We start from the raw sequence: 25,043 nt of genomic DNA on the forward strand, positions 1-25,043 counted from the left end.
GAATGATTCGAAAAATAATTAATTGTTTTTCCCTGTCTTGCAATCGCTTCTAATTCCATAGTGCGGCTGGTTAAGCAGATTTCATCTATTTCTAGTACTGTTGCAGCAAACAGCTGCCATCTGTAATCGAGCGGAGCCGAGATTCAATTGCTGCGGTCAGTATGTTGAATCCGAGACGTTGCTGTTACGAAAAGACGTTTGGTTGCGTCATTCCGCCCCGTTTCACCATAATCAGCATGCAGGCCGGCGGAAGCAATTCCGGACGATGCTGCAGTCTATTAATTCGCGCAGACCAAGCGGGATTATGATCGCAGCGATTGATAAACAATAATCCCAAAAAATTGTGTTAATCTGAGTAACAGGCAGCGGTTGGCAGGACAAGTTGCAGTGCCATGACTGATGTTGCGGACAGACGTGCTGGTAATCATGAATGCATGACATTGTTTATCGTGATAAATCTGATCATATAATATACTTTTTTAGCGCCTGTATTCGTGATTAGACAGGCATGTTGTACAAACCGCTGTGTATGGGGGCGGTTGTATTTTATCGTTTGCGGTTAAAATGCATATTACATTCCGAACAGTATCGGGTATTGAATGAAACTGGGGATTGCAGAATGACAGGCTTAATCAGAACTTTCTCAACAACATTGCTGTTGTGCTGGACGGTTTCCGTGTGGGCAGAGCGTTTCGACCATGCTGCATGGGATCAGTTGCTGCGTGATCATGTGGTTATGATCAATCAGGGGCGAGCCAGCCAGGTCGATTATTTCGCTTTTTTACAAAATCGTCAGACACTGCAACGATATTTGCGGCGCTTGTCAGCTGTCAGCGAGAATACGTTTATAAGCTGGAAAAACCCGGAGCAACTGGCGTTTCTGATTAACGCCTATAACGCCTTTACCATAGAGCTGATTCTGACACGCTATCCAGAACTTGATTCAATCAAAGATCTGGGTTCATTTTTGCGTAGCCCCTGGAAAAAGGAGTTTGTGCCGCTGTTTGGAAAAATGCGTTCGCTGGATGATATCGAGCATGGCATGATTCGCAAGCCCGGTATCTACAATGAACCGCGCATTCATTTCGCGGTGAATTGCGCTTCAATCGGCTGCCCTGCATTGTTGAATCAGGCTTTTGTCGGTGAAAAGCTCGAACAGCAACTGGAAGCCGTTACCAAAGCGTTTCTCCAAGACCGTACGCGCAATCGTTACAATCCGTCGGCTGTGCGTCTGGAAATATCCAAAATATTTGACTGGTATTCTGAAGACTTTGAAAGTGGCTGGGGTGGCTGGCATTCACTAAACCAGTTTTTGGCACATTACGCAGACAGTCTGACTGATAACGAGCAGGACAGACAGGTGGTTGCATCGGGCCACTTCAAAGTGCGCTATCTTGACTACGACTGGCAATTAAATGACAGGCAGTAGCGTATGATAACAATGACGGGAATATTTCCGGCCAGCCGACTGGTTGCAGCAAAAGCGGTTATTGCGATTTGCGGATTGATCTGGACTGTGTCCGGCGCTGCCAATGCCGGGCCACAGCGACTGGTACTGACGGGTTCGAGTACAGTTGCCCCCCTGATCAATGAAATTGCACGGCGTTTCGAAATGCAATTTTCCGGCGTACGTATCGACGTACAGACAGGCGGTTCATCTCGCGGGATCAACGATGTGCGCAGGCGCACTGCCGATATCGGCATGGTGTCACGCCCACTGAAACCAGACGAAAACGACTTGCATGCCTTTACTGTTGCGCTGGACGGCATCAGTCTGCTCGTGCATGCGGATAATCCGGTGGCTGCGCTCGATAAGAGTCAGATTGCCGGTATTTTTACCGGAGACATAATGCGCTGGCGAGATGTCGGTGGAAAAGATGCGCGTATTACCGTCGTGAACAAGGCCGAAGGGCGTTCAACGCTGGAGCTGTTTTTGGATTATCTGCAACTGAAAAACAGTGCCATTACACCGCACATCATCATCGGCGACAATGCACAGGGTATCAAGACGATAACGGGCAACCGCAATGCCATCGGTTACGTATCCATCGGCGCGGCTGAATACGAGGTACAGCGTGGTGCGCCTTTACGGCTGCTGGCACTAGATGGCGTCGAAGCTTCTGAGGAAAATGTACGTAACGGCACGTTTCCGTTGTCGCGCCCGCTCAATCTGGTAACCGCAAGTGATCCGCAGGGGGTGATCAGGCAATTCATCAGGTTTGCGCAATCACCGCAGGTGCAGGATCTGATCAAGGCACAGTATTTTGTTCCGGTTGATGCAGACTGACCGCGTTCTGACCGGTATTCTGCGTGCCGGCGCGTTGCTTGCCGTACTGGTTATGCTGCTGATCTTTTGTTTTCTGTTATTCGAATCCTGGTCTGCTTTAACAGGGCTTTCTATTGCCGGATTTCTGACAGATGTTTCATGGCATCCGCTCGAGGGCACCTACAATCTAATGCCTATGCTCTCCGGCACGCTGCTGGCCAGTATTGGTGCGATAATGCTGGGGGCGCCTTTGGGCCTGGCCTCTGCGTTGTTTATTGTGTTTTTTGCGCCACTACACCTGGCGTTACTTTATAGGCGGTTGATTGAATTGCTCGCAGGTATTCCCTCGGTGGTTTTTGGGTTCTGGGGACTAACGACACTGGTGCCCTTGATCAGTGAATGGCAACCACCCGGCGCAAGTCTGCTGGCTGCTGTACTGGTACTGACACTGATGATTCTGCCGATGATAACAATAACCGCCTGCGCGGCGCTTACGGCGGTACCTGAGGAATTATTTCGAAATGCGTCTGCGCTGGGAATGTCCCGCTGGGGCACGATTGCCGGGGTTGTGTTGCCTGCGGCGCGGGTCGGTATCACGGCCGGAATCATACTCGCTGCTGCGCGTGCACTCGGGGAAACTATGGCGGTATTGATGGTTGCAGGCAATGTAGTGCAGCATCCTGAATCACTATTTGATCCAGTCCGCACGCTGGCGGCCAATATTGCGCTTGAGGTGGCTTACGCCATGGGCGATCATCGGTCGGTCCTGTTCGTATCCGGTTTATTGCTGATGCTGCTGGTAATGGTGTTGTCAGCCATGGCCGGTTTGCTGGAAGAGCGTCAACAGGTTTAGGTCGATGTTGCTGCGGGCCAAACAACAAATCCGCGATGGTGTGATTCAGGGCCTGATTTACCTGGCGGTATTGTTGGTTAGCCTGGTATTTTTCTGGATGCTTTTTGATCTTGCCCATGGCGGTGCGGCACATCTTTCCTGGCAGTTCCTAACCGAATCTCCAATCGATGCCGGGCGTGCAGGCGGTATTGCTTCGATTCTGGTATCTACCGCGCTGATTCTGCTGGTGGCGCTGACCGCCTCAGTGCCGCTGGCATGGGCGACGGCAGTCCTGCTGGCAGAGTTTGTGCCGGCCGAAAGCGCTTTCGGTAAAATTGTGCGCTTCAGTTTATACGTACTCGCGGGTGTGCCCTCTATTGTGTTTGGCCTGTTTGGTAACGCCTTTTTCAGTATTTATCTGGAACTCGGTTTTTCCATTCTGTCCGGCGGGCTGACACTGGCCTGCATGCTATTGCCGATTCTGACAAGTACCGCTGAGGCCGGTCTGCGCGCAGTGCCCGACACTTACCGGTCATCTGCTGCTGCATTGGGTTTGTCGCGAACGGTGGCGTTGACTCATTTGATCCTGCCCGCTGCCGCGCCTACACTGGCTGCAGGCCTGTTAATCGGTATCGGACGAGCACTGGCCGAAACGGCGGCGCTACTGTTTACCAGTGGCTATGTTGACCGCATGCCCGGTTCGTTGCTGGACTCAGGTCGCGCACTGGCGTTGCATATTTTCGATCTGTCGATGAATGTACCGGGCGGCGACAATCCAGCGTATGCTTCAGCGCTGGTGCTTGTAAGTTTGTTATTATGTATCAATATACTGGCAATGAAACTGGCTTATGGTTTGCAACGCAAAAAAATCATGACATGAACGACGACCCGAACGCCTTTACCCTTGGGCCGCTGCAAGCCGGGCCGCCCTGTTGCGAGCCGCAACCGGTGATTCAGGTGCGCAATCTGTCATTGCGCTATAACAGGCAGGCTGCGCTGGACAATGTTTCGCTGGATATTTACAAAGGCTGCATTACTGCGTTGATCGGTCCGTCCGGCTGTGGAAAAACCAGTTTTCTGTCGGCAATAAACCGCATGACCGATCTGATTCCGGGCTGCAGCATTGACGGACGTATTTTGGTTGACAACCAGGATATTCATCATCCTCAGTGCGATGTGCAGGCATTGCGGCGGCGCATCGGTATGGTATTTCAGAAACCCGCACCTTTTCCGCTGTCCATTCGCCGCAACATCGCGTTGCCACTCAATGAACATGGCACCACACAAAAAACGGAAGTGACGGCGATTACTGAAACAGTATTACGCGATGTCGGTCTGTGGGACGAGGTATGCGACCGTCTCGACGTTTCTGCGCTGAGCCTGTCCGGCGGGCAGCAGCAGCGTCTGTGCATTGCCCGCGCGCTGGCACTCAATCCGGAAATTCTGCTGATGGATGAACCATGCAGTGCACTTGATCCCATTGCATCCGGTGTTGTAGAGGATCTGATCTGCAGCTTGCAGGGTCGCTACACCATCGTCATCGTTACCCACAATCTGGCGCAGGCACGCCGAATCGCCAACTATGCAGCATTCTTCTGGGTCAAAGACCAGGCCGGGCAACTCGTCGAATTCGGCCGCTGCCGGCATATATTCGAATCACCCCGGGATGAATTGACGGCGGCTTATGTGAACGGGGCGAGAGGATAGTTTTCGGAAACAAAATTGCCGCCGCTCTGATCGACCAGAATCTGTCGAAAAATCTTACACCTTATTTTATGCTGACTATTACAAAATGAAGAACGAAAATCACTATTAATTGTATTTTATATCAGCCTAATACACAGGTTTTATAACAAATAACTTCAAATTAATCATTACAAATATGCGTTTATATGGTGTTAAAAAACTGTCGTGTATTTTTACATAAGGGTTATTTGGTTCGTTTTATTTTCGAGAAATTTTCACCTTACGAGGCAACAACCCTGTATTAGTGCGAGTTTGCGCATGTGTGCTGTGCGTTGGTATAAAAATTGCTTATCATCTTAATTGGAATAGAAAAAATGATAAAACTAAGAATTATAATGAATTAATTAGATTATATTATCTGATTACTGTTGTTTTGTTCGAATAACAATTTGATTGATTAATCATCATTTCAAAAAATTTTTAAGAGAAAATTATATGAAATTGTTTTATAAAGTTTTTTTTTGTTTTCTTATCTTATACTGTAGAGACGCCACAAGCGGCTATTGTACTTGATTTTGAAGGATTACAAAATCGGGAGCCTATTCTAGATTATTATAATGGCGGAAAAGGTGGATTTGGAAGCACCGGTAATTCAGATTTTGGTATTAGCTTTGGAGAAAATGCTTTAGCATTAATTGACTCTGATGCCGGTGGTAGTGGAAACTTTGGTCACGAGCCAAGTCCGGATACTGTTATGTTCTTTTTAACAGGGTCTGCTGTATTAAATATACCGCAGAGTTTCGAAACTGGTTTTTCCTTTTCTTATTCAGCGATAAATGAACCTGGGATAATCAATGTTTATGATGGTTTAAATGCTGCGGGAGATTTAGTAACATCTTTAAATTTACCAGTAACACCAAGTGATGGCGGTGATCCAAGTGGCTCTTTTAGTCCATTTTTCAATCTTGGAGTTGGGTTTCAAGGGAAAGCATATTCGATAGATTTTGGTGGAACGGTAAATCAGATCGCATTTGATGACATAACAATTGGTTCAGCAACACCCGGTACAAACGCGAATATACCATTCCAAGTTGGCGATATTGTAACAAATCCGATTTATGCATCTAAATTATCATCACATATTTTTGTTGATGGAGATGGCCCCCACTTTAGCTTCCAAGAAGGGTTCGACCGAAATATACCCACATACATAATTACTCACGGATGGCAAAATAATGCTGATCATATCGATCCAGATTTTATTTTTGATGGTGATAACTGGAGCATGCCCTTAACCCAACAACAAATCCAGCTCGCAATACTTGGCAGATTATCAAATGAAGAAACAAGTGCACTTAAGGCAAATATAATTACATTTGAATGGGAAGGAGCATACACTGGTGGGTTGGGTGATGACAGTGAATCATTAATTAATGCTGCTAAAGAAGCAAGAATAAACGCTGATTACGCAGGTGTTCTCTTGGGCCGTGCTCTAGAAGATAAACTAAAAGAGGATTATAAACAGGACATTCATTTTATAGGTCACAGTTATGGCACTGTAGTTAATGGATTGGCCACACGTTATTTGGAAAGTACTGGAACGTTAGATAAAGCAGACACAATCCAATTCACAGTCCTTGATGCTCCAACAGATTTTTCTTCTTCTATTGGAGCTCCAAAATTAAATAAAGATTGGTTTGTTAATAATCTTTCACCCAAAGTTAACTATGTCGATAATTATTATGGATCTACTTTCGAGAAAGCTTTTGGCCAACCTATTGATGGAGCCGGATTAAATCAACAAGTAAGTTATGATCATTCAGGAGTTGCAGGTACTTTTTATCCTGATCTTATTAGAAATGGACCGAATGCCAATACAAATCCTGATGGAATAGGAACAAATTTTCCACACGGATTTAAAGATTGGATTACCCCGATTCTTTCAACATATGATGAACGAACAGGAAACGATTTTGTTTCGAGTACAGAAGGTCAGAGGATAAAAACTATATCGGAAAGTTTTGAAGCTGCACTTGGAACCCCATTTATAGCAACAAGTCTTCCCGGATATGATTCATTTGCCTTTAACGGGCTATTTCTAAAGGAACAATCACCGGTTTCAGCATATTATGACTTGGGCATACCATTAGATGCGGAATGGCTTTCTTTTGACTGGATGGTTGATGTCGGAGGTGATGGCGATTGGTTTACTGTTCATTTTGGCGCTGATCTTTTATGGTCAATGGGTATAGACAGCTTATTTGAAGGTACTCTTCTTAACGCTATGGTGGATGTTTCCGACTATGCTGGAATGTCAGGTGATTTTTACTTCACATTAAACAGCGTGGGTGACTCTAATGCTGCATTCTATGTGGGAAATTTTGCGTTTCGAGGTACAAGCTCAGTTCCAGAACCGTCTGTGCTTATGCTTGTCAGTATCGGTATACTTGTAATTGCTTTTATTAGATTTAATCGGGTTCTGATGAACCAATACCTGCTGAAGCGTATGAAATCATTGCAGTTCTCGGGTCTTCTCCGGTTGAATGTATAAAGAAGGATGGCATAAAATATCACTGTATAAAGATAGGTACAGTGCAGCCGCTGCACGCGCAAACCTGCCACAATGACATTACGCCGACGACGCCGACCCAGGACTTCACCCGCCATGACGACGGCACCGTCACGCACAACAAAACCGGACTGATTTGGATGCGCTGCGCGCTGGGACAAAACTGGAATGGCGCAACCTGCACCGGCAGTGGCCAGGCTTACACATGGCCGGCAGCATTGCAGGCCGCCGAGGGTTTCAGCTTCGCTGGCCACAATGATTGGCGGCTGCCCGACATCAAGGAATTGAACAGTATTGTCGAACAGGCTTGCATGAGCCCCGCAATCAACGCCATGGTTTTTCCTGCCGCGCCATCAACCTGGTTCTGGTCTGCGTCGCCGTATGCCGGTTACGTGAGAGACGCGTGGAGCGTGAGCTTCGGCGGTGGCAGTGACGGCGCCTTCCTTAAGACCGGCAGCGACCGCGTTCGGCTCGTGCGCGGCGGACAGTGATTTTTTGAGGTTTGTTTTTGTTTGCAGTGGCGGATTGAAGTGAAGTATGGATGTCTTTATACCCTCTACTTTACATTGGCAAGTGAATTTATCTATTATTGCGCAATACGCAACTACGGATAAATCCTGTCTGTGATAAAATCATTCAAACATAAAGGGTTGCAAGCTTTTTATGAAAGTGGCAGTTTGTCTGGTATTCAAGTTCATCATCAGCAAAAACTCAGGATGCAGCTGGTTGCGCTGGATACGGCATCAGTTATTGATGACCTAGATTTGCCTGGTTATCGCCTGCATCTGCTTAAAGGAAACATGAAAGGCTTATGGTCAATAGCGGACAACAAAAACTGGCGGCTTACGTTTGAGTTCAGATCGGGCGATGTCTATTGTGTCAATTATGAGGAGTACCATTGATGGGTATGCACAAACCGCCACATCCTGGCGAATTTATACGTGAAGTTTATCTGGAGCCATTGAGGGTGAGTTTTCGTGTTGTGGCGAATAAATTGAAAGTCTCGCCTTCCACCTTCCACAGACTGATAAAGGGTCAAAGTAATATCAGTTCTGAAATGGCGCTGCGTTTGTCTAAAACATTGGGGCGCACGCCGGAAAGCTGGCTCGCCATGCAGGATAATTACGATCTGTGGCAAGCAAAACAACGGGTCAATCTCGATGAGGTCGAGAAATTGGAATTACTTGATTTATAGCCCGCGGAGTCCATTCCATGATCTGCGCGGGTTGTGTATCCGCATTCGTCAATGCGGTACGTGTAAGGGTCAAATCTGTTTATTAATTATAAAAACAGGCATATTCAGGTTAGTAAATAAGATGCATATTTAACAGAAGCAATCTATCAGGCGTGGGTCATAAAACAATAGGTGTATGATTTCATCTGGTTTTTGGTTTGGAAAATGTCTAAACGTTTTGGAAAAACAGTCATATGATTTATAGTGTGGCAGTAATGACACGTTTTGAGGTGAGCAGTACAAGGCATTCATGGGTATCTATCCAGTGATTGGTTTTTCACAGGGTTGCCGCATCAATTTATCTTAATATTCAAAATTTTAATCATAAAATATGAATAGCAAAAGACTGGTCTGTATTTTTTTGATGCTTGTATTAACAGGTATTTATAAGATTTCTCTGGCCTATGGGTACCCGATAACGGACCCTTTTGAAGCATCGGTTCTTGGTACGCCTAAGGAATTGAAAGCCAGGGTGCCGGACAAAATAGATATCAAGACTCAACAAATAAGAGTGTTTGAAGATCGAAAAACACCTGAAGTCTTTTGGTACAATGAAAGCCTGACATATACCATGGCCACTCAGGCCGAGGCTGCGCCGCTGATTTTTATTATCGCCGGGACTGGGAGCAATTCCAATTCGCCCAAGGCTGATGCGTTACTTAAAATTTTCTACCAGGCCGGCTTTCATGTTGTTGCACTGGGTTCTCCCACGCATCCAAATTTCATCGTTTCTGCTTCAACAAATTCGGTTCCCGGCAATATCCAGGAAGATTCTGAAGATCTTTATAACGTGATGCAGTTAATCTGGAAGAATATTCGAAACGACGTGGCTGTGACCGAGTTTTACCTCACGGGTTACAGCCTGGGCGGCGCTCAATCGGCGTTTATATCAAAATTGGATGAAAAACGGAGAGTATTTGATTTCAGTAAGGTTTTAATGATCAATCCACCGGTCAACCTGTACAACTCCGTGAGTATTCTTGATGACCTTCTGGTCAACAATGTGCCGGGAGGATTGAATAAAATAGACGAATTCATGGTTGAAACCATGGACCAGTTCTCAACACTCTACTCGTCGGGTAATTTCATCGACACTGATGAAGAATTCCTTTACGAGGCATTCAAGCGTTTTAAAGATGATCGGAAGAAACTGGCTGCTGTTATCGGTATTTCATTTCGAATTTCCGCCGCTGAAATGTATTTTACTTCGGATGTCGTGAATAATGAAGGATATATCGTTCCAAAAAACCTGGTATTAACCAGTACCAGTTCATTAACCGACTATATGATTGTCAGTCTTAGAATAAGCTTTGTGGATTATTTTAATGAATATTTTTATCCATATTTTCAGACCAGACATTCTAATCTGAGTAAGCAGGCGTTGATCGCAAGTACCAGCCTGGAAAGTATTGAGGATTATTTGGCAAATTCAACAAAAATTGGACTGATGACGAATCAGGATGATTTTATTCTGGCACCGGGTGAAATTAATTATTTAAAAAAGGTTTTTAAATCAAGAGCCAAAATATATCCCAACGGGGGGCACTGCGGAAACATAGACTATAAAGAGAATGCGGCATATATGGTTGATTTTTTTAATAATTGAATGATACATAAGTGACTGGCCGCACGTGTATTGATATTCAGTGAAGTGTGGCTTTGTTTGAAAATGCTAAATAGTTATTTGTCAAAATTACTCGGAATTATGATGCTGTCATTAGGTGTCGGTGCAATAACCGGTTGCAGCACGGCGCCCAAACAACAAAAGGAAATTATTCCGGCGCAAAGAACTTTAAATGAAAATGATGGTGAAAACTATCCAATGCGGATTTATGATCCGCTGGAACGCTTTAACAGGGGTGCCTATAAATTTAACGCCAAATTTGATCAATTCGTATTTCTGCCGGCCGTACAGGTTTATGAATTTGTCACGCCGGAAATTGCACAGACCGGAATCAGCAATTTTTTCTCGAATTTAAATGAGTTAACCAACCTGACAAATTCAATTTTGCAATTAAAACCCAAATCATCCATGTATGCTGTATCGCGCTTTCTGATAAATTCGACTGTGGGTATCGGTGGACTCTGGGATCATGCAAGCGTCTGGGGAATTCATAAACATCCGGAAGACTTCGGCCAGACTTTGGGGCATTATGGGGTCGGTAACGGTCCTTACCTAGTATTGCCTATCCTGGGCCCTATGAATGCACGCGATGGCACTGGCCGGCTGGTCGATTCCCTGGCTTACAGTGCCGTTTTTTACTGGCAGGCTTTTAATTTAAACGCTCACAGGGGCGCTGGAAGCGCCTTTGCTGCAACGCGTGCCGTTAACACCCGCAAGCAAATCAAATTTCGCTATTATAAGAGCGGCTCCCCATTTGAATACGATTTAATCCGGTATCTGTACACGCAAAAAAGAAAACTTGAGATAGCAAAATAGGACGGATTGCGGCAAAATGAATATTGAGAAAAAATCAAAGATTGACAGGGTTCAGATGAATAGCCATAGTAATATCTTTGTATGTGAGGAAAAATTAGCATATGATCAAGCTCTGAATGACAGCCGTTAGTATCGGACATGATCGAACTGATAGGATGGACCGGAGTGGTGATCTGTTTTGTATTGATGATGTATCATCGCTACATGCACACCAATCATGATCAGGTTTATGCCTATATCAGGAAAAAATATACTGAAGATGACGATCAAACGGAATTTCCTTCAAAAGAAGATCACGCCCGGTATTCCCGAAAGTACTCCATATACACTATCTTTTTTGCCTGTCTGCTGATTATTCTGAATTTCTTTCGCTAATATGCACTGACAACTTCAGGGCTAGCACCGGATTACCAGATAATAATCATGCCTCTACAGTCCAGACCGATTCAGACTGTTTTTGACTGTCAGTTTCTCGATCCCTGTACGTTGAAAGCTGAAAACATGTCATGCTGTGTCTTTATAATGATGGTTGATGGTTGTTTGTTGACAGGCAAATAGGCCAAGAGAGGACGTATGAGCCGGCATTTCCTGGATCCGTTGTTTGCACCCGCTGCTGTTGCCGTGTTCGGAGCGAGCCAGCGCAGCGAGGCTGTAGGTACGCGTTTGTACGAAAATCTGTTGCATGCGGATTTTTCTGGCGCCGTTTACGCGATCAATCCAAAATACGAAAGACTGGGTGATGAAACATGTTACGCGAGTATCGAACAGATCCATGAGAAAATCGATCTGGCAGTTATCACCACCCCTGCCCGAACAGTGCCTGAAATCGTTCGGCAATGCGGTGAACACGGTGTGCGGGCGGCAGTAGTTGTTTCTGCAGGGTTTGGAGAAGGCAAGGGAGAGGGCGCGCATCTCCAACAGCAGGTGTTACAGCAGGCCGGACAGTATCGAATGCGCATACTTGGCCCGAATTGTCTTGGCATAATGCGGCCTGAACGCAGACTCAACGCCACTTTCAGTAACAACATGGCACAATCCGGGTCGCTGGCGCTGGTGTCACAATCCGGTGCGTTGTGCACGGCGATACTGGACTGGGCGGATGCGCGTCACATCGGTTTCTCTGCGGTGGTTTCATTAGGCGGCGCTGCAGATATTGATTTTGGCGATATTCTGGATTATCTCGCGCTGGATCAGAAAACGCGCAGTATACTTTTGTATGTTGAAGGTATTCATCAAGCGCGGCGTTTTATCAGCGGCTTGCGTGTGGCGGCACGTTTTAAACCGGTTGTCGTTGTAAAAGTAGGACGCCACAAGGAGGGATCGCGCGCTGTTGTGTCCCATACAGGCGCCATGGTAGGCGAGGATGATGTATTTGACGCAGCACTGCAACGAACCGGCGCGGTGCGGGTGATGACGATCGAACAGCTTTTTGCTGCAGCGCAGTTACTGGCAACGCATCAGCGCGTGAAAAATAACCGTCTTGCTATTGTTACCAACGGCGGCGGGCCAGGTGTGATGGCAACTGACCGCGCCGTCGATCTGGGTATAAGGGTCGCGACTTTAAGTGAAGACACAATCAACAAGCTGAATGAGGCGCTTCCCGGACAATGGTCGCATGGTAACCCGGTGGATGTTTTAGGGGACGCGCCGCCGGAGCGCTACCAGACTGCGGTGCAAGCCTGTTTGCTCGATGAGAACGTTGATGGCGTGTTAACGATGCTGACACCACAGGCAATGACCAAACCCGAAGCAGTCGCCCGACTGCTGGTTGAATTGAAGAAGAATGCACACAAACCCTTGCTCGCGTGCTGGATGGGTGAAACACAGGTTAAATCCGCCCGGGAGTTGTTTGCCCGAAATCAATTCCCCTATTTCCAGACACCTGAAGCGTCCGTTGAGGCGTTTGCCTATTTGAATAATTACCATCAAAACCAGCAGCTGCTGATGCAGGTGCCCGGGCCTTTATCAAGACGCGGCAAAGCGGACACTGAAGGTGCGCGCTTGATAGCCGATGGAGTGCTAGGCGAACACCGCACAGTGATGAATCTGCTTGAGTCCCAGGCGTTGCTGACGGCTTTTGGCATTCCTGTCAACACAGCGATTCTGGCGCGTTCGGCCAATGAAGCACTGGTTGCGGCAGAATCCATCGGCTTTCCGGTCGCTCTTAAGATTCAATCGCCCGGTGTAACCCATAAATCCGATGTGCATGGTGTGCGGCTTAATGTCATCGATGCCTACAGCATTCGGCATGCTTATACCGATTTAATCGCAGGCGTGAAAGCGGTCAGACCCGACGTTTGTGTTGATGGTGTTACGGTTGAGAAAATGATCAACAAACCCTATGGGCGCGAGATCATTATCGGCGTTGTACGCGATCCTGTATTTGGCCCCGTGATATCTTTTGGCCTCGGGGGTACGGCAGTCGAGGTGCTGCGTGATCGTGCAGTCGCATTGCCGCCACTGAATAGTTTTATCGCGCGTGCGCTTATTCGGCAAACCAGGGTGTCGAAGCTGCTGGAAGAATACCGCGATTTTCCTGCTGCGAATCTGGATGCGCTTGAGCATGTTCTGCGCTGCGTGTCGGATATGGTATGCGAATTGCCCTGTCTGAAAGAGTTCGACATCAATCCGCTGTTAATTGATGATACCGGTGCTATTGTGCTTGATGCGCGTATCGTGATCGATAGTGAAACCAAACTGCAGAGTCAGTACGGGCATATGGCGATTTATCCGTATCCCAGCGAGCTTAAAACCAAGTGGCAACTGGCCGACGGTACCGACATTGTTATTCGGCCGATAAGACCGGAAGATGCCAGGATAGAGCAGGATTTCGTGCAGAACCTATCGCCGCGCTCGAAATATTTCCGTTTTATGCAGACACTGCAAACGTTAACGCCGGAGATGCTGGTGCGGTTTACGCAAATTGATTATGACCGGGAAATGGCGTTTATCGCTGTGGTTGAACAGGCGGGTGAAGAGATTGAAATTGGTGTGGCGCGTTATGCCACCAATCCCGACGGTGAGACCTGCGAGTTTGCGCTGGTCGTCGATGACCGATGGCAGCATAAAGGAATCGGCACACACCTGATGAACGCGTTGATACAGGTCGCAGCGGCACGCGGATTACAGTATATGCAGGGAGAAGTGCTTGCGGATAACGAAGGTATGCTCAATTTGGCGCTTGCGCTTGGATTTGTTAAGACGCGGCACCCGCAGGACATAGGTATTGTTGTCGTTACCAGACGATTGTAGCGACCGGCTGTCTTTAACGGCTGAACCATGCCTTGCGGGTTTTACCCGCTGGTAGCTTGCTGCGTATAATAGCGGCAAGTAAATAGTAGTGTAATTTTTTATGCTCGATCTTAAATCGATTTTTGCGTCGGACGGCCTGTTGTCCGGACAGATACCGGGTTACCGTGAGCGCAGTCAGCAGCTTGAAATGGCTGAAGCTATTGCTGAAACCATGGAAAACAATGGTGTGTTGATCGCTGAGGCTGGTACGGGTACCGGAAAGACATTTGCCTACCTTGTGCCTGCTTTGCTTGCGGGCGGAAAGGTCATTATTTCAACGGGCACCAAAACACTGCAGGACCAACTGTTCAACCGGGATATTCCCGGTGTTCGCGCCGCGCTGAATGTGCCGGTGAGCGTGGCGTTGCTCAAGGGCCGTGCCAATTATGTCTGTCGTTATCATCTTGAGAGAACGCTGCATGACGAACACCTGGCTTTTGTTAACCGTAGTGAAGTTAAATACTTGCAGCAGATCGAGCGCTACGCGGCACAAAAGAGCAGTAATGGTGACAGAAGCGGGTTGACCGCGGTACCGGAAGACGCATCCGTCTGGCATCATGTGACAGCTACGCGCGAGAACTGTCTTGGCACAGAGTGTCCGCATTATAAAAACTGTTTTCTGATGGAGGCCCGAAAAAAGGCGCTTGCAGCAGATATTGTGGTGGTGAATCACCATTTGTTTTTTGCGGATGTCATGCTGCGTGATGAAGGCCTGACCGAATTGCTGCCGGCATGCAATTCAGTAATTTTCGATGAAGCGCATCAGCTGCCGGAAACGGCGAGTCTTTTTTTCGGTGAATCAATCAGCACCGGACAGTTACTCGATCTTGCGCACGACACAAAAGCTGAAGCGTTGCAAGCGGCACGGGATTGTTTAATCCTGCCGGATACTATCGCTGCGTTGGAAAAATCCGCCAGGGATTTGCGTTTGACAATTACTGAAGATCATGTTCGTTTTTCACTGCCGGTCATGAAAAAAAAACCAGCTTTCACCGCTGCACTGAAGTCGCTGCAGGAAAAACTCGTGGAATTGGCCGACATACTGGAAGACCAGGCAGAGCGCTCCGAAGGTCTGGAAAACTGCTGGCGGCGCGCAAATGATCATATCAGTCTTATCAAACGCTGGTGTGACGATGCAGAAACTGCGGAAAATGTGCGCTGGGTGGAAGTATACAGCAGAGTAATGCAACTTAATTCAACGCCACTGTCGATCGCAGAAATTTTTGGCCGTCAACTGGCGGCAATGCCACGTGCCTGGATTTTTACCTCGGCGACATTGTCGGTGAACAAAAATTTCGATCACTATGTTGGTGAAATGGGACTGGGGGATGCCAGATCAGTCAGCTGGGACAGTCCGTTTAACTTCCCTGAACAGGCGCTGATGTATGTGCCGGCAACCATACCCGAGCCCCATCATAAGGACTATATAGGCTATATTGTCAGGGCGGCAATGCCTGTATTGAAGGCCAGCCGTGGCCGGGCTTTTTTTCTGTGCACCAGTCTGCGAGCCATGCAGCAGGTTCATGAACAACTGACTGTTGCTTTCGAATCCGAACATATCGATTATCCACTGCTGCTGCAGGGAGAAGCGTCACGATCAGGCATGCTGAAACGTTTCAGCGAACTTGGCAATGCGGTATTAATCGGCAGTCATTCATTCTGGGAGGGCATCGACGTGCGAGGCGCGGCGCTATCGCTGGTGATTATCGATAAACTGCCTTTTGCGCCGCCGGACGATCCTGTGCTGTCCGCCCGAATTGATAAAATTAACAGTCAAGGCGGCAATGCATTTATGGATTATCAGTTGCCGCGTGCCGTGATCAGCCTGAAACAGGGTGCCGGTCGCCTGATTCGTGATGAATCTGATTGCGGGGTATTAATGATCTGTGATCCGAGATTGACAACAAAACCCTATGGACGGAAGATCTGGAAGAGTCTTCCACCGATGAAGCGAACGCGACAATTAGTCGATGTGGAACATTTTTTCCAGCAAAAGTCACTTTCGCCAGCGCATTGAGTGGTTAACAGCGAACCGCCCCGTAAATTTAAGTGGCGATAGATGCTGTCGCTGCCAATGAATTGAATACAAAAAATATATTATGATTTACGCAACTGATTCAGCCAACTTTTCCATAAGCAGATCAATCCTGGTTTTGCTGCTGATATTGCTTTGCAGTGTCTTTTATTCGGTGCAGGATTGCAAAGCGGAAGCCAATGCCAAGCCACAAACCGGCAATGGCGAAGTGGTTCAAGATGAGGCAAGCGGATATCCTTTACCGAAGAGAAAACCCTCGATTGAGTCGTCGACAACCGGGAACTTGTCTACAGATGAGTCGGTTTTCAGCAAACTCAATGCCATCATTGATGCGATAAGCGCATTAGAAAAAGAGCTTGAAGCCAAATCCAGGTTATTGAACAAAGCCAATACCGAAACGGAAAAAACAACGATCCTGAATGAAATCGACGAGATTAACCGATTAATCAAAGAACAGGAAAATACATTTGAATTGATTCAGACCGGTGGTCTTGATCTGGCCAAAATCGAGGATTCGGACGATAAAACGTTTGATTGGCAGAAAAATCTGCTCGAGATTCTGCAGCCGATCATGAATGAGTTGCACGAGTATACGGAGGGCAAACGTAAAATACTCGAACTTCAGAATAAGATTACCTTTTATCAGTCCCAGATTGACGATAGCAGTAAAGCACTGAAGAAAATGGCGCGTATAGACCAGGAGGCACTGGAAGACAGGGCGCTGGACAGGTACCTGCGGGTCAAGAAAAAATGGGAGAGTCTACTGGAAGACAGCAGACACCAGTTGGATGCCGCAAAAATCCAGCTGGATGGCATACGTCTGCTGGAGCAGGAAGAAGCCGTATCGTTCGGTGATCAGCTGAAACAGTTTGCATTGGGGCGAGGCACTACTATTTTGATGGTGTTACTGGCGTCTCTGTCCGTGTTTTTAATCCTGTCACTGCTATGGAAAGGTATTTTATGGCTGATTGTACGTGAACAGAATGGCAGGATGTCCTATGTACAGCGCATTGCCAGTCTTGTTTTCAGCGGAATTACCGTATTGCTCTCGATCGTGACCGTTTTTATCGTGCTGGATATGCGTGACGATCAGGTGCTGGTCGCTGTAACAGTGTTACTGCTGGTTATCGTTGTCTGGGCGCTTAAGAACTCTGTACCTCGTTACATCAAAGAACTGCAAACTATACTTGATGCGGGGCCGGTAAGAGAAGGGGAGCGTATTCTATATAATGGCGTTCCGATGAGAATCGGACGGTTGAATTTTTTCAGCAGGCTGGAAAACCCGGCCATGCCGGGCTTCAAATTAAGACTGCCATTATCGGAATTAAATAACTATGTATCGCGTCCACATACGGATGACGAACCCTGGTTTCCCTGTAAACAGGGTGATTTTGTATTACTTGCGGATGGCAGATGTCTCAAGGTCAGGTCTTTAACACCTGAACATGTGGTGCTGGCACTCGGCAATGGTTCGATGCCCCAGTTCTATTCAATCCATGATTTTTTGAGCGCATGCCCGAAGAACCTGTCCTCAGGATTCATTATAACCAGCACAATGGGGATAGATTACCAATATCAGCAAGAAAGCACGACGAGTATTCCGAAAATATTTCAGGAAGGCATTCTGAACAGAATGCAGCATGAAGGCTACGGTCAAACCATCAGAGACATTTCGGTATATTTCGAGCAGGCGAATTCATCTTCGCTGGACTTCAAAATTATCGGCACCTTTGATGGCGCGGCAGCGTCCGATTACTATATGATCAAACGCGATTTGCAACGGTTTGCAGTGGATGTCTGCAACCAGCAACAATGGACGATTCCATTTAACCAGCTGGTGGTGCATCAACAATGACTGAATTGGAATAAGTCTGTTTGGTAGTTGGACACAGGCTCGATTCCCGAAAAAATCGTGTGATTTTGGTCAATTCAGGGCTGTCGAAGATCTATAGTAATGTCAGCACCGGATTCGTCGGTAATGAACGCCGACTCGCTGAATTCTGGGAATCCAAAATGTGGTTCCGGGTTGTTTGACAGTCCGAATGGTTCTTTGGGCATCATATTCCATTTTTTGTTGAGCTTACGGTTGCCGTCGACATCGTGGTACGCAGCAACGGCGTAGGTGCCTTGTTTTTCAAGATCCATACAGATTTTATGCTGGCCTTCGGATGCCGGAATCCGAACGCGTTTTGTGCGTCCTTTTTTGTACAAAAAATAATCCGGGTCGTGATACAGTTCAACGCTGAGAATACCGCCTGAACCGACACCATTTACAGTTACCCTGACCTGGGCGATTGTCGTGTTGCACTGGTCCGGTGCTTCATAAGGACGAATGTCCAGCTTTTCCATAGCTGTTGCAGGCTGTACATATTGTATGCATGTCGCGCAGGCCAGAACCAGCGCAGTTCCTTTTATAAAGGAAAGTATTGTGCTTTTTTGTTGATTGTGATCCATTTTCGTAACTATGTGTCTCCCGAATAGACAATATAAAGTAACTTCAAAAATAACATAAAAAATGTAGAGCGAAAAATAGTGAATGTTTCAATAGTTGTCGGAATTCGTTGAATTGGCGCTACTCTGGTGTCTGTCTTTCGCTTTCATTGACAGAGTGATTCGTTTTCGCTTCTCATCGATATCTATCACAGCGACTTTGACAACCTGACCGGCTTTGACAATGGTGTGTGGATCCTTGACGTAAGAATCAGCGAGCATGGAAATATGAACGAGTCCATCCTGATGTACGCCAATATCAACAAACGCACCAAATGCCGTAACATTGGTGACAACGCCTTCAAGCACCATTCCGGCGCGCAGATCCCTGATCGATTCAACACCGTCTTTGAACGTGGCTGTGGCAAATGTCGCCCGCGGGTCTCGTCCTGGTTTTTCAAGTTCCTGCAATATGTCTTTTACGGTCGGCAAGCCAAATTGTGTGTTCGTGTAATGTTCCGGGCGAACTGACGTCAGCGCTGCATGATTGCCGGCTAATGCAGTAATATCCAGTTTGAGATCTGCTAGTATTTTTTCCACAAGTGGATACGATTCCGGGTGTACCGCAGATGCATCAAGCGGGTTCAGGCCGCTGTAAATACGCAGAAATCCGGCAGCCTGCTCGTAAGTCTTTTCGCCGAGACCGGGGACGTTTAACAGTTCGCCGCGCTGCTGGAATATGCCGGTACTGTTGCGGTAATCAATGATATTGCCTGCAATACGGCTGTTCAGTCCGGCGACATAGCGCAACAGGGCGGGAGAGGCTGTATTCACATCCACGCCAACGGCATTCACGCAGTCTTCAACGACCGCATCCAGCGTCTGGGCTAACTGTTTCTGATTTACATCATGCTGATATTGACCGACGCCGATGGATTTTGGATCGATTTTCACAAGCTCCGACAACGGATCCTGCAAACGCCGTGCAATCGAAACAGCGCCACGCAGCGATACATCCATTTCGGCTAATTCCTCAGATGCCAGCGGGGAGGCCGAGTACACCGAGGCGCCAGCTTCGGATACCATGATTGATTTCAGCTTCAACTGCGGGTATTGTTTGATCAATTGCTTGACTAACTGATCAGTTTCTCTTGAGGCGGTGCCATTACCGATGGCAATCAGTGAGACATGATACTGTTCGATCAGTTTTTTCAGCGTTTCAACCGACTTGTCTCGTTGATTATGTGGCGGGTGCGGATAAATCGTGACGGTTGTCAGGACTTTTCCGGTAGCATCAACGACGGCCGTTTTGACGCCAGTCCGTAATCCGGGGTCCAGGCCGATGGTGATATGCGGACCGGCTGGCGGTGCCAGTAACAATGCTTTAAGATTTTGTGCAAACACCTCGATGGCCGAGGTTTCGGCCTGTTGCTGTAGTTGATTCAGCAATACTGATTCCAGATGCGTAAAAATTTTATTGCGCCAGCTTGCACGCACGGTATCGATCAGCCAGGCGTCTGCAGGGCGTTTGCGATCGTCGATTTTGAATTGACGAGCAATCATGGATTCGCATGGATTCAGTACGCTGTTGTCTGCTGTATGTTCCAGATCGGAATCAAGGCACAGCTTTAATTTCAAAACCGATTCCCGTGCCCCGCGTAATAAAGCCAGCACGCGGTGGGATGGAATTTTGCCGATTGCTTCAGCGTATTGGTGATAATCGGTGAATCTGGTATCTACGGTTTGTTGCACTCTGGCCACTCTGGCTGTCAGAACAGCATGACGGTGCAGATATTCACGTAATTGTTGCAGCAAGGGTGCATGTTCGGCAAAATGTTCCATCAGAATCTGCTGCGCGCCCTCCAGCGCCTGACTGGTGTCGGCAATCCCCGGATGATCGCCTGCCTCTGTCGAGAACGGTTTTCTCAAAAACTGTGTAGCTTCAGTATGGGGTTGTAATTCCGGATGGCGCAACAGTCGATTCGCCAGCGGTTCCAGGCCGGTTTCGTGCGCCATTTGCGCTTTGGTGCGGCGTTTTTTACGGTAAGGGAGATAGAGGTCTTCAAGTGTTGTCGAATTGTCTGCGTCCATAAGTGCATTGCGCAACGCAGGCGTCATTTTGTTTTGTTTTTCGATTGCGGCGATAATTGATTCGCGCCTTTTTTCAAACTCGCGCAAGGCATTCAGTCTGGTTTCCAGCAGGCGCAGCTGATCAGCATCCAGGCCGCCGGTTATTTCCTTGCGATAACGGGCGATAAACGGGATTGTGGCACCATCGTCAAGCAGCTGAATAGTCGATCGAATACGTGACTGATTGACTGCAATTTCTTTTGACAGGCGTTGTTCGATGCGCTGCGTTGAAACTGATTCGGTAGTTGGGGGCATGATATTAATTCGGACAGCAGGATGGACTATACAGGATGGCAGCAGTGCTTTTCTGGTTTGCAAAAAACGCCGTCAGGCGTATGCTGCGAAGCAGACTATACAATAATTTTACCGATAAAGGCGGAAACTTACATGAAAAAGGTGTTTGCATTGTTGATATTGTTGATGGTGCTGCCCGTTCTGCCGTTGTGGGCGGGTGAGTCAATGCGTTGTGGATCGAATCTCATCGTGCCAGGTAATACAAAACTTGATGTGTTGAAAAAATGTGGAGAACCGAACTATATTGAGGTGATATCAAGCGCCATTGAACGCCGTACGGAGGAATGGTACTACGACGCGGGCGCCGCGAGTTTCCCGCGGGTTTTGACGTTCGAGGGATATCGGCTGATCAGTATTCAGACCGTGTCGCGGCGTTGATGTTGTCAGAATTCTTATCGTTTGTTTAATAGAGACGAATTCAGAGTTTAGATTCATGTTGGGTTGGTTAGCAAGACGATGTGTTTGAAACAAAGTGTAGTAAGGGATGTAGTTGGAAGCTATTGGTATTTAACGATAAAATATGTTTTCTCTTATCCTAAGAAACTGATGCCAACCAATGTCAATCCACCTATTCCGTAAATAAAAGGACTGTCCCAGGTATGAGGCGAAAATGCTTCAGCCAGAGTAATTAAAAGCGGTAACGTTATCAACGCGATAATCAACTGCACTGTATTGAAATGATGGTGATAAAGGAGGACGGTGATCAAAGTTGTAAGGTATACACAGGCGCTGCCTAGATAAGTGCGGACATACTTTTTTTTGGTAAATAGTGCAGTAGTGGCGTATGACCATTTGCCAAAGCGTATTCCGATCGGCTCGGCTAAACCGTCGCCAATACCGTTGGCCAAAATAATAATCATGATCCATGGCAGCATATCTTGGTTTTCGAAGTAAGCAAGCAGCGGGATCAGCACCAAATAACTCGCAATAAACTGGGTATATAGCCAGATTAGTGTCAGTGGCCGGTCTTCAGGTCTGTCAATCGACCGAAACATTATCAAAATCGGTTTAATTCTGTTGCGGATAGGTGCAATAAACAAAGTAAGATAAATCAATGCAAATACTATATCCATGAGAAATGTAGCAGCGCTATATGGATATTCAATAACAGATAACAGTAAAACCGGTAAGAAGAAAAATGCGAAGTGATTAATTTTTCGTGTGTAATTGACTTTCAGGTCGTGGTGGATCACCAACTGGCCATTTACATAATTGATCGAACAAAGCAACAAATAAAATATTGCATGGTGCAGCCAGTATTCTGGAGGAATATACATTTCAGTATCAATTTTCTGAACTTGTAAACAAATGATTAATACACACTTACAATTGATTATTTGCGGGTTGAGTTATATGTACATGAATAAAATAATCTATATTGAACTTGAGAGCCAGCAAATAACTACTACTAAAGAATTGACTCAAGCCTGAAACTATTCTCTGAAATGACATAGTAAAATTATCGTATATTTTGTGGACGTTCTTCTATTTTTAGTAACTATGTTTTCGGGTTGTTTTTTTCTTTGATTCCAAGATAATTTACTGTTTTTGTGAAAAATAGTTTGATCATATTCCACAATTTCGGCAGTAACCAGATGAATAGTATTATGAAAGTAAGAAACAACAAAAGAAATACAGTCGGATGATTCAGTGCTGCCCATAAACCACCTAATACTAAAAGGTCTTCCGAAACAGATGCTGACCAGTTTGAAACCGGCTCGGGTGAGGTATTAATCATCAACCGCGTACTTGCCTTGGTTGTATGAGTGGCCGCGGCAATGCCGCCACCCAGTATACCGGCGGCTATCTCCATCGCAGGTGTGACATCACCTACCGTGCCTGCAGCCAGCATAGCGCCGGCAGGTATGCGGACAAAAGTGTGTATCGCATCCCAGGCTGAATCTATGCCGGGTATTTTGTCTGCAAAAAATTCGATAACATACATTATCCCGGCAGTGCCGATAATCAGTGGATCTTCAAGTATCGACAATTCAGCAGGCAAATCGATATAACCCGATGAACCGCCCAGACCCAGTACGAGTAACACGGCGTATAGATTGATGCCGCTGGCCCAGGTGGTGCCCATCAGTAACGCGAGCGTAGTCAATAAGGCTTCATGATTTTCCATACATATGATGTAACAGCGAGCAATCAGTCACCAAAACCTGAATTGTACTCAGTATTCGGATTTATGCAGAATGAATATCTGCTGCAGCGCACGACAGGCCAGTCAGTCTTTGCAATCAGTCTTTGGACTGCCAGGATCAGGCGTTGCATGGAATTTGATGCCGATTTATTCCAAATTTTTATTGAGCCTGGTCACTTGTGTACAAAAACTCATATTCGGCTACAATGCATTAATCTGTTGTTATATCCGGGTATTAAGAATGGAACAGACCAAGGAAAAAATCACTGTTTATTACGACGGTGCATGCCCAAGCTGTGTTGAAGACCGGGAAAATTATGAAAAAATGGCCGGTGAAAAGGGTGCGGAAGTTGACTGGTTTGATATTACCGGCCAGGATGACCAGTTACGCTGCATGGGTATTGATCCGTACAAAGCAAAAACGGAGTTGCATGTGCGCGATGAAAACCAGCAAGTTCATTCAGAACTGGACGCCTATATTCTGTTAATGCGTCGAGTCCCACGACTAAAACCGCTGGCCTGGCTGATCGGTTTGCCGGTGATTCGACCTGTATTGTCATCACTTTATCGCTGGATGGTCAAGCGGCGACTGCAGGCCAGCGGGCGTTTGTGATATAAAATCAGCTTAGAAAGTACCTGTGCCTCTGCAGTGGTTCAGCTTATTTCTTCATGTATTTCTGATAGCATACAAATTGACTGACTGAAACAGCTGACCAAAGCAATTCCGATATATTATTGAAATCAGGAGACTTAAATCATGCGCGTACAGCGATCAGTATTTTCTATTATTGCACTGATCCTATCCGTTGGTTACGGTTGCAATATGCAGCAGAATAATGTGGTGTCGCAAGTACCGGATGTCGAGAAGAATATCGATTTCAATACCATTAAATGGTACGCCGCGCGTGCGGGCGCAGCTTACGATTCGGAAGCGGAAATTAAAGCAACTTTTCCCGATACTGTGCGTGTCGCACAGGTTGGCAGTACACAGGTACAGTATTTTCTAGAATTCGATACCGCGCGCAAAATTCAGATTGTCACTATTCGCGGAACTGCCAACCTTAAAAATATCATAGAAGACGTTGAATACATCGAGTCAAAAAATGACAGGCTTGGCATCCATGTCCATAAGGGGTTTGACGAGGACACATTCAAGATTTACCAGGATATTCTGCCTTTCTTGAAAAAAGATTATGCAGTGAGGCTGACAGGTCATTCACTGGGTGCGGCAATTGCCACTTTATTAATGATATATCTGCATGAGGATGGTTTCGAGATTCAGCGGCTGGTAAATTTCGGCCAGCCAAAATTTACCAATAAACAGGGTGTAGAGCGGTACCACACGCTTCCGTTAACACGAATCGTTGATGAAAATGATGTTGTTCCGCTACTGCCGCCTGCGACACTGGTGAATGCGCTGCACGGCGGCTATGAACATATGGGCGACGAGGTGATTCTTCTGAAAGGTGAAGAATATATCTATCTTGAACAACATCAGGCCGATACGAAAAAAGTGGAAGGCTTCTGGAACAATCTCGATCATGAAAGCATCAAGGAACATTTGATTGCCAATTATCTGAAAAACATAAACAGCAAGCTTGCCAAAGCTGAACAAGTGCCTTATGCGGCGCGTGACGTTTATCTGGACCGGCATGCAGATTGAGAGGACAGATTTGTGGGATGACTGTAT

Annotated in this window: 22 protein-coding genes; 18 read left to right on the forward strand and 4 right to left on the reverse strand. The window is 46.7% G+C overall.

What is annotated here, in order from left to right; translation table 11 throughout:
• The first annotated feature begins 619 nt into the window (after window positions 1-619).
• The 15 genes from BMY62_RS02005 (at window position 620) to BMY62_RS02075 (ending at window position 18,208) form a co-directional block, all read left to right on the forward strand.
• Window positions 620-1,429, forward strand: coding sequence for a DUF547 domain-containing protein (locus tag BMY62_RS02005; protein ID WP_090656160.1), 810 nt, complete (start codon window positions 620-622; stop codon window positions 1,427-1,429).
• Between the two features lie 3 nt (window positions 1,430-1,432).
• Window positions 1,433-2,287, forward strand: coding sequence for a phosphate ABC transporter substrate-binding protein (locus tag BMY62_RS02010; RefSeq protein ID WP_256207392.1), 855 nt, complete (start codon window positions 1,433-1,435; stop codon window positions 2,285-2,287).
• Window positions 2,277-3,119: a phosphate ABC transporter permease subunit PstC gene (pstC, locus tag BMY62_RS02015; protein WP_090655855.1), complete on the forward strand. Its 843-nt coding sequence runs from the start codon at window positions 2,277-2,279 to the stop codon at window positions 3,117-3,119. The genes BMY62_RS02010 and pstC overlap by 11 nt, the downstream gene beginning before the upstream one ends.
• Window positions 3,120-3,123: 4 nt before the next feature.
• Window positions 3,124-3,978 (forward strand): phosphate ABC transporter permease PstA, encoded by an 855-nt coding sequence (gene pstA / locus BMY62_RS02020; RefSeq protein ID WP_090655857.1) that lies wholly within the window; start codon window positions 3,124-3,126, stop codon window positions 3,976-3,978.
• Complete coding sequence (locus BMY62_RS02025) at window positions 3,975-4,805, forward strand: phosphate ABC transporter ATP-binding protein (RefSeq protein WP_090655860.1); 831 nt, start codon at window positions 3,975-3,977, stop codon at window positions 4,803-4,805. The genes pstA and BMY62_RS02025 overlap by 4 nt, the downstream gene beginning before the upstream one ends.
• 733 nt (window positions 4,806-5,538) lie before the next feature.
• Window positions 5,539-7,335, forward strand: a complete 1,797-nt coding sequence (locus tag BMY62_RS02030) for a hypothetical protein (protein ID WP_090655863.1) — start codon at window positions 5,539-5,541, stop codon at window positions 7,333-7,335.
• Window positions 7,336-7,376: 41 nt separating this feature from the next.
• A complete protein-coding gene (locus BMY62_RS02035; RefSeq protein WP_090655864.1) occupies window positions 7,377-7,844 on the forward strand; it encodes an Lcl C-terminal domain-containing protein in 468 nt (155 codons plus the stop codon).
• A 132-nt stretch (window positions 7,845-7,976) separates the two neighbouring features.
• Window positions 7,977-8,255: a type II toxin-antitoxin system RelE/ParE family toxin gene (locus BMY62_RS02040; RefSeq protein WP_090655867.1), complete on the forward strand. Its 279-nt coding sequence runs from the start codon at window positions 7,977-7,979 to the stop codon at window positions 8,253-8,255.
• The gene (locus tag BMY62_RS02045; protein WP_090655869.1) at window positions 8,255-8,548 is read left to right on the forward strand and encodes a HigA family addiction module antitoxin; all 294 of its coding nucleotides are present in this window, start codon (window positions 8,255-8,257) and stop codon (window positions 8,546-8,548) included. The genes BMY62_RS02040 and BMY62_RS02045 overlap by 1 nt, the downstream gene beginning before the upstream one ends.
• 370 nt (window positions 8,549-8,918) lie before the next feature.
• Complete coding sequence (locus BMY62_RS02050) at window positions 8,919-10,193, forward strand: alpha/beta fold hydrolase family protein (RefSeq protein WP_090655872.1); 1,275 nt, start codon at window positions 8,919-8,921, stop codon at window positions 10,191-10,193.
• Window positions 10,194-10,292: 99 nt separating this feature from the next.
• Entirely contained in the window at window positions 10,293-11,027 is a 735-nt protein-coding gene (locus BMY62_RS02055; RefSeq protein ID WP_218142916.1) for an MlaA family lipoprotein, read from the forward strand.
• 138 nt (window positions 11,028-11,165) lie between these two features.
• The gene (locus tag BMY62_RS02060) at window positions 11,166-11,402 is read left to right on the forward strand and encodes a hypothetical protein (RefSeq protein ID WP_090655876.1); all 237 of its coding nucleotides are present in this window, start codon (window positions 11,166-11,168) and stop codon (window positions 11,400-11,402) included.
• A gap of 198 nt (window positions 11,403-11,600) precedes the next feature.
• Window positions 11,601-14,279, forward strand: coding sequence for a bifunctional acetate--CoA ligase family protein/GNAT family N-acetyltransferase (locus tag BMY62_RS02065; RefSeq protein WP_090655879.1), 2,679 nt, complete (start codon window positions 11,601-11,603; stop codon window positions 14,277-14,279).
• A gap of 100 nt (window positions 14,280-14,379) precedes the next feature.
• Window positions 14,380-16,335 (forward strand): DNA repair helicase YoaA, encoded by a 1,956-nt coding sequence (locus BMY62_RS02070; RefSeq protein ID WP_090655880.1) that lies wholly within the window; start codon window positions 14,380-14,382, stop codon window positions 16,333-16,335.
• 82 nt (window positions 16,336-16,417) lie between these two features.
• A complete protein-coding gene (locus BMY62_RS02075; protein WP_090655883.1) occupies window positions 16,418-18,208 on the forward strand; it encodes a hypothetical protein in 1,791 nt (596 codons plus the stop codon).
• A 74-nt stretch (window positions 18,209-18,282) separates the two neighbouring features.
• Here BMY62_RS02075 and BMY62_RS02080 read toward each other — a convergent pair whose 3' ends face one another.
• Both BMY62_RS02080 and BMY62_RS02085 read right to left on the reverse strand, forming a co-directional pair.
• Window positions 18,283-18,807, reverse strand: a complete 525-nt coding sequence (locus BMY62_RS02080; protein WP_090655885.1) for a DUF2141 domain-containing protein — start codon at window positions 18,805-18,807, stop codon at window positions 18,283-18,285.
• An 87-nt stretch (window positions 18,808-18,894) separates the two neighbouring features.
• Window positions 18,895-21,168 (reverse strand): Tex family protein, encoded by a 2,274-nt coding sequence (locus BMY62_RS02085; protein ID WP_090655888.1) that lies wholly within the window; start codon window positions 21,166-21,168, stop codon window positions 18,895-18,897.
• Between the two features lie 132 nt (window positions 21,169-21,300).
• Between BMY62_RS02085 and BMY62_RS02090 the strand changes: the two genes are divergently transcribed.
• Complete coding sequence (locus BMY62_RS02090) at window positions 21,301-21,585, forward strand: DUF2845 domain-containing protein (RefSeq protein WP_177170266.1); 285 nt, start codon at window positions 21,301-21,303, stop codon at window positions 21,583-21,585.
• A gap of 152 nt (window positions 21,586-21,737) precedes the next feature.
• Here the strand turns inward: BMY62_RS02090 and BMY62_RS02095 are convergent, their stop codons facing one another.
• The gene (locus tag BMY62_RS02095) at window positions 21,738-22,484 is read right to left on the reverse strand and encodes a hypothetical protein (RefSeq protein ID WP_090655894.1); all 747 of its coding nucleotides are present in this window, start codon (window positions 22,482-22,484) and stop codon (window positions 21,738-21,740) included.
• Between the two features lie 221 nt (window positions 22,485-22,705).
• Complete coding sequence (locus BMY62_RS02100) at window positions 22,706-23,335, reverse strand: DUF4126 domain-containing protein (protein WP_090655896.1); 630 nt, start codon at window positions 23,333-23,335, stop codon at window positions 22,706-22,708.
• A gap of 259 nt (window positions 23,336-23,594) precedes the next feature.
• Between BMY62_RS02100 and BMY62_RS02105 the strand changes: the two genes are divergently transcribed.
• Both BMY62_RS02105 and BMY62_RS02110 read left to right on the forward strand, forming a co-directional pair.
• Window positions 23,595-23,966, forward strand: a complete 372-nt coding sequence (locus BMY62_RS02105; RefSeq protein WP_090656167.1) for a thiol-disulfide oxidoreductase DCC family protein — start codon at window positions 23,595-23,597, stop codon at window positions 23,964-23,966.
• Between the two features lie 144 nt (window positions 23,967-24,110).
• Window positions 24,111-25,016: a lipase family protein gene (locus BMY62_RS02110; protein WP_218142917.1), complete on the forward strand. Its 906-nt coding sequence runs from the start codon at window positions 24,111-24,113 to the stop codon at window positions 25,014-25,016.
• Window positions 25,017-25,043: the final 27 nt, after the last annotated feature.

Source organism: Nitrosomonas marina, from assembly GCF_900111605.1.
Lineage (GTDB): Bacteria > Pseudomonadota > Gammaproteobacteria > Burkholderiales > Nitrosomonadaceae > Nitrosomonas > Nitrosomonas marina_A.

Bases quoted from the DNA above. Each gene is read 5' to 3' on its own strand.
- BMY62_RS02005 (WP_090656160.1), top strand. From the start codon at position 620: ATGACAGGCTTAATCAGAACTTTCTCAACAACATTGCTGTTGTGCTGG.
- BMY62_RS02010 (WP_256207392.1), top strand. From the start codon at position 1,433: ATGATAACAATGACGGGAATATTTCCGGCCAGCCGACTGGTTGCAGCA.
- pstC (WP_090655855.1), top strand. From the start codon at position 2,277: ATGCAGACTGACCGCGTTCTGACCGGTATTCTGCGTGCCGGCGCGTTG.
- pstA (WP_090655857.1), top strand. From the start codon at position 3,124: ATGTTGCTGCGGGCCAAACAACAAATCCGCGATGGTGTGATTCAGGGC.
- BMY62_RS02025 (WP_090655860.1), top strand. From the start codon at position 3,975: ATGAACGACGACCCGAACGCCTTTACCCTTGGGCCGCTGCAAGCCGGG.
- BMY62_RS02030 (WP_090655863.1), top strand. From the start codon at position 5,539: ATGTTCTTTTTAACAGGGTCTGCTGTATTAAATATACCGCAGAGTTTC.
- BMY62_RS02045 (WP_090655869.1), top strand. From the start codon at position 8,255: ATGGGTATGCACAAACCGCCACATCCTGGCGAATTTATACGTGAAGTT.
- BMY62_RS02050 (WP_090655872.1), top strand. From the start codon at position 8,919: ATGAATAGCAAAAGACTGGTCTGTATTTTTTTGATGCTTGTATTAACA.
- BMY62_RS02055 (WP_218142916.1), top strand. From the start codon at position 10,293: ATGATGCTGTCATTAGGTGTCGGTGCAATAACCGGTTGCAGCACGGCG.
- BMY62_RS02060 (WP_090655876.1), top strand. From the start codon at position 11,166: ATGATCGAACTGATAGGATGGACCGGAGTGGTGATCTGTTTTGTATTG.
- BMY62_RS02065 (WP_090655879.1), top strand. From the start codon at position 11,601: ATGAGCCGGCATTTCCTGGATCCGTTGTTTGCACCCGCTGCTGTTGCC.
- BMY62_RS02070 (WP_090655880.1), top strand. From the start codon at position 14,380: ATGCTCGATCTTAAATCGATTTTTGCGTCGGACGGCCTGTTGTCCGGA.
- BMY62_RS02075 (WP_090655883.1), top strand. From the start codon at position 16,418: ATGATTTACGCAACTGATTCAGCCAACTTTTCCATAAGCAGATCAATC.
- BMY62_RS02080 (WP_090655885.1), bottom strand. From the start codon at position 18,807: ATGGATCACAATCAACAAAAAAGCACAATACTTTCCTTTATAAAAGGA.
- BMY62_RS02085 (WP_090655888.1), bottom strand. From the start codon at position 21,168: ATGCCCCCAACTACCGAATCAGTTTCAACGCAGCGCATCGAACAACGC.
- BMY62_RS02090 (WP_177170266.1), top strand. From the start codon at position 21,301: ATGAAAAAGGTGTTTGCATTGTTGATATTGTTGATGGTGCTGCCCGTT.
- BMY62_RS02095 (WP_090655894.1), bottom strand. From the start codon at position 22,484: ATGTATATTCCTCCAGAATACTGGCTGCACCATGCAATATTTTATTTG.
- BMY62_RS02100 (WP_090655896.1), bottom strand. From the start codon at position 23,335: ATGGAAAATCATGAAGCCTTATTGACTACGCTCGCGTTACTGATGGGC.
- BMY62_RS02105 (WP_090656167.1), top strand. From the start codon at position 23,595: ATGGAACAGACCAAGGAAAAAATCACTGTTTATTACGACGGTGCATGC.
- BMY62_RS02110 (WP_218142917.1), top strand. From the start codon at position 24,111: ATGCGCGTACAGCGATCAGTATTTTCTATTATTGCACTGATCCTATCC.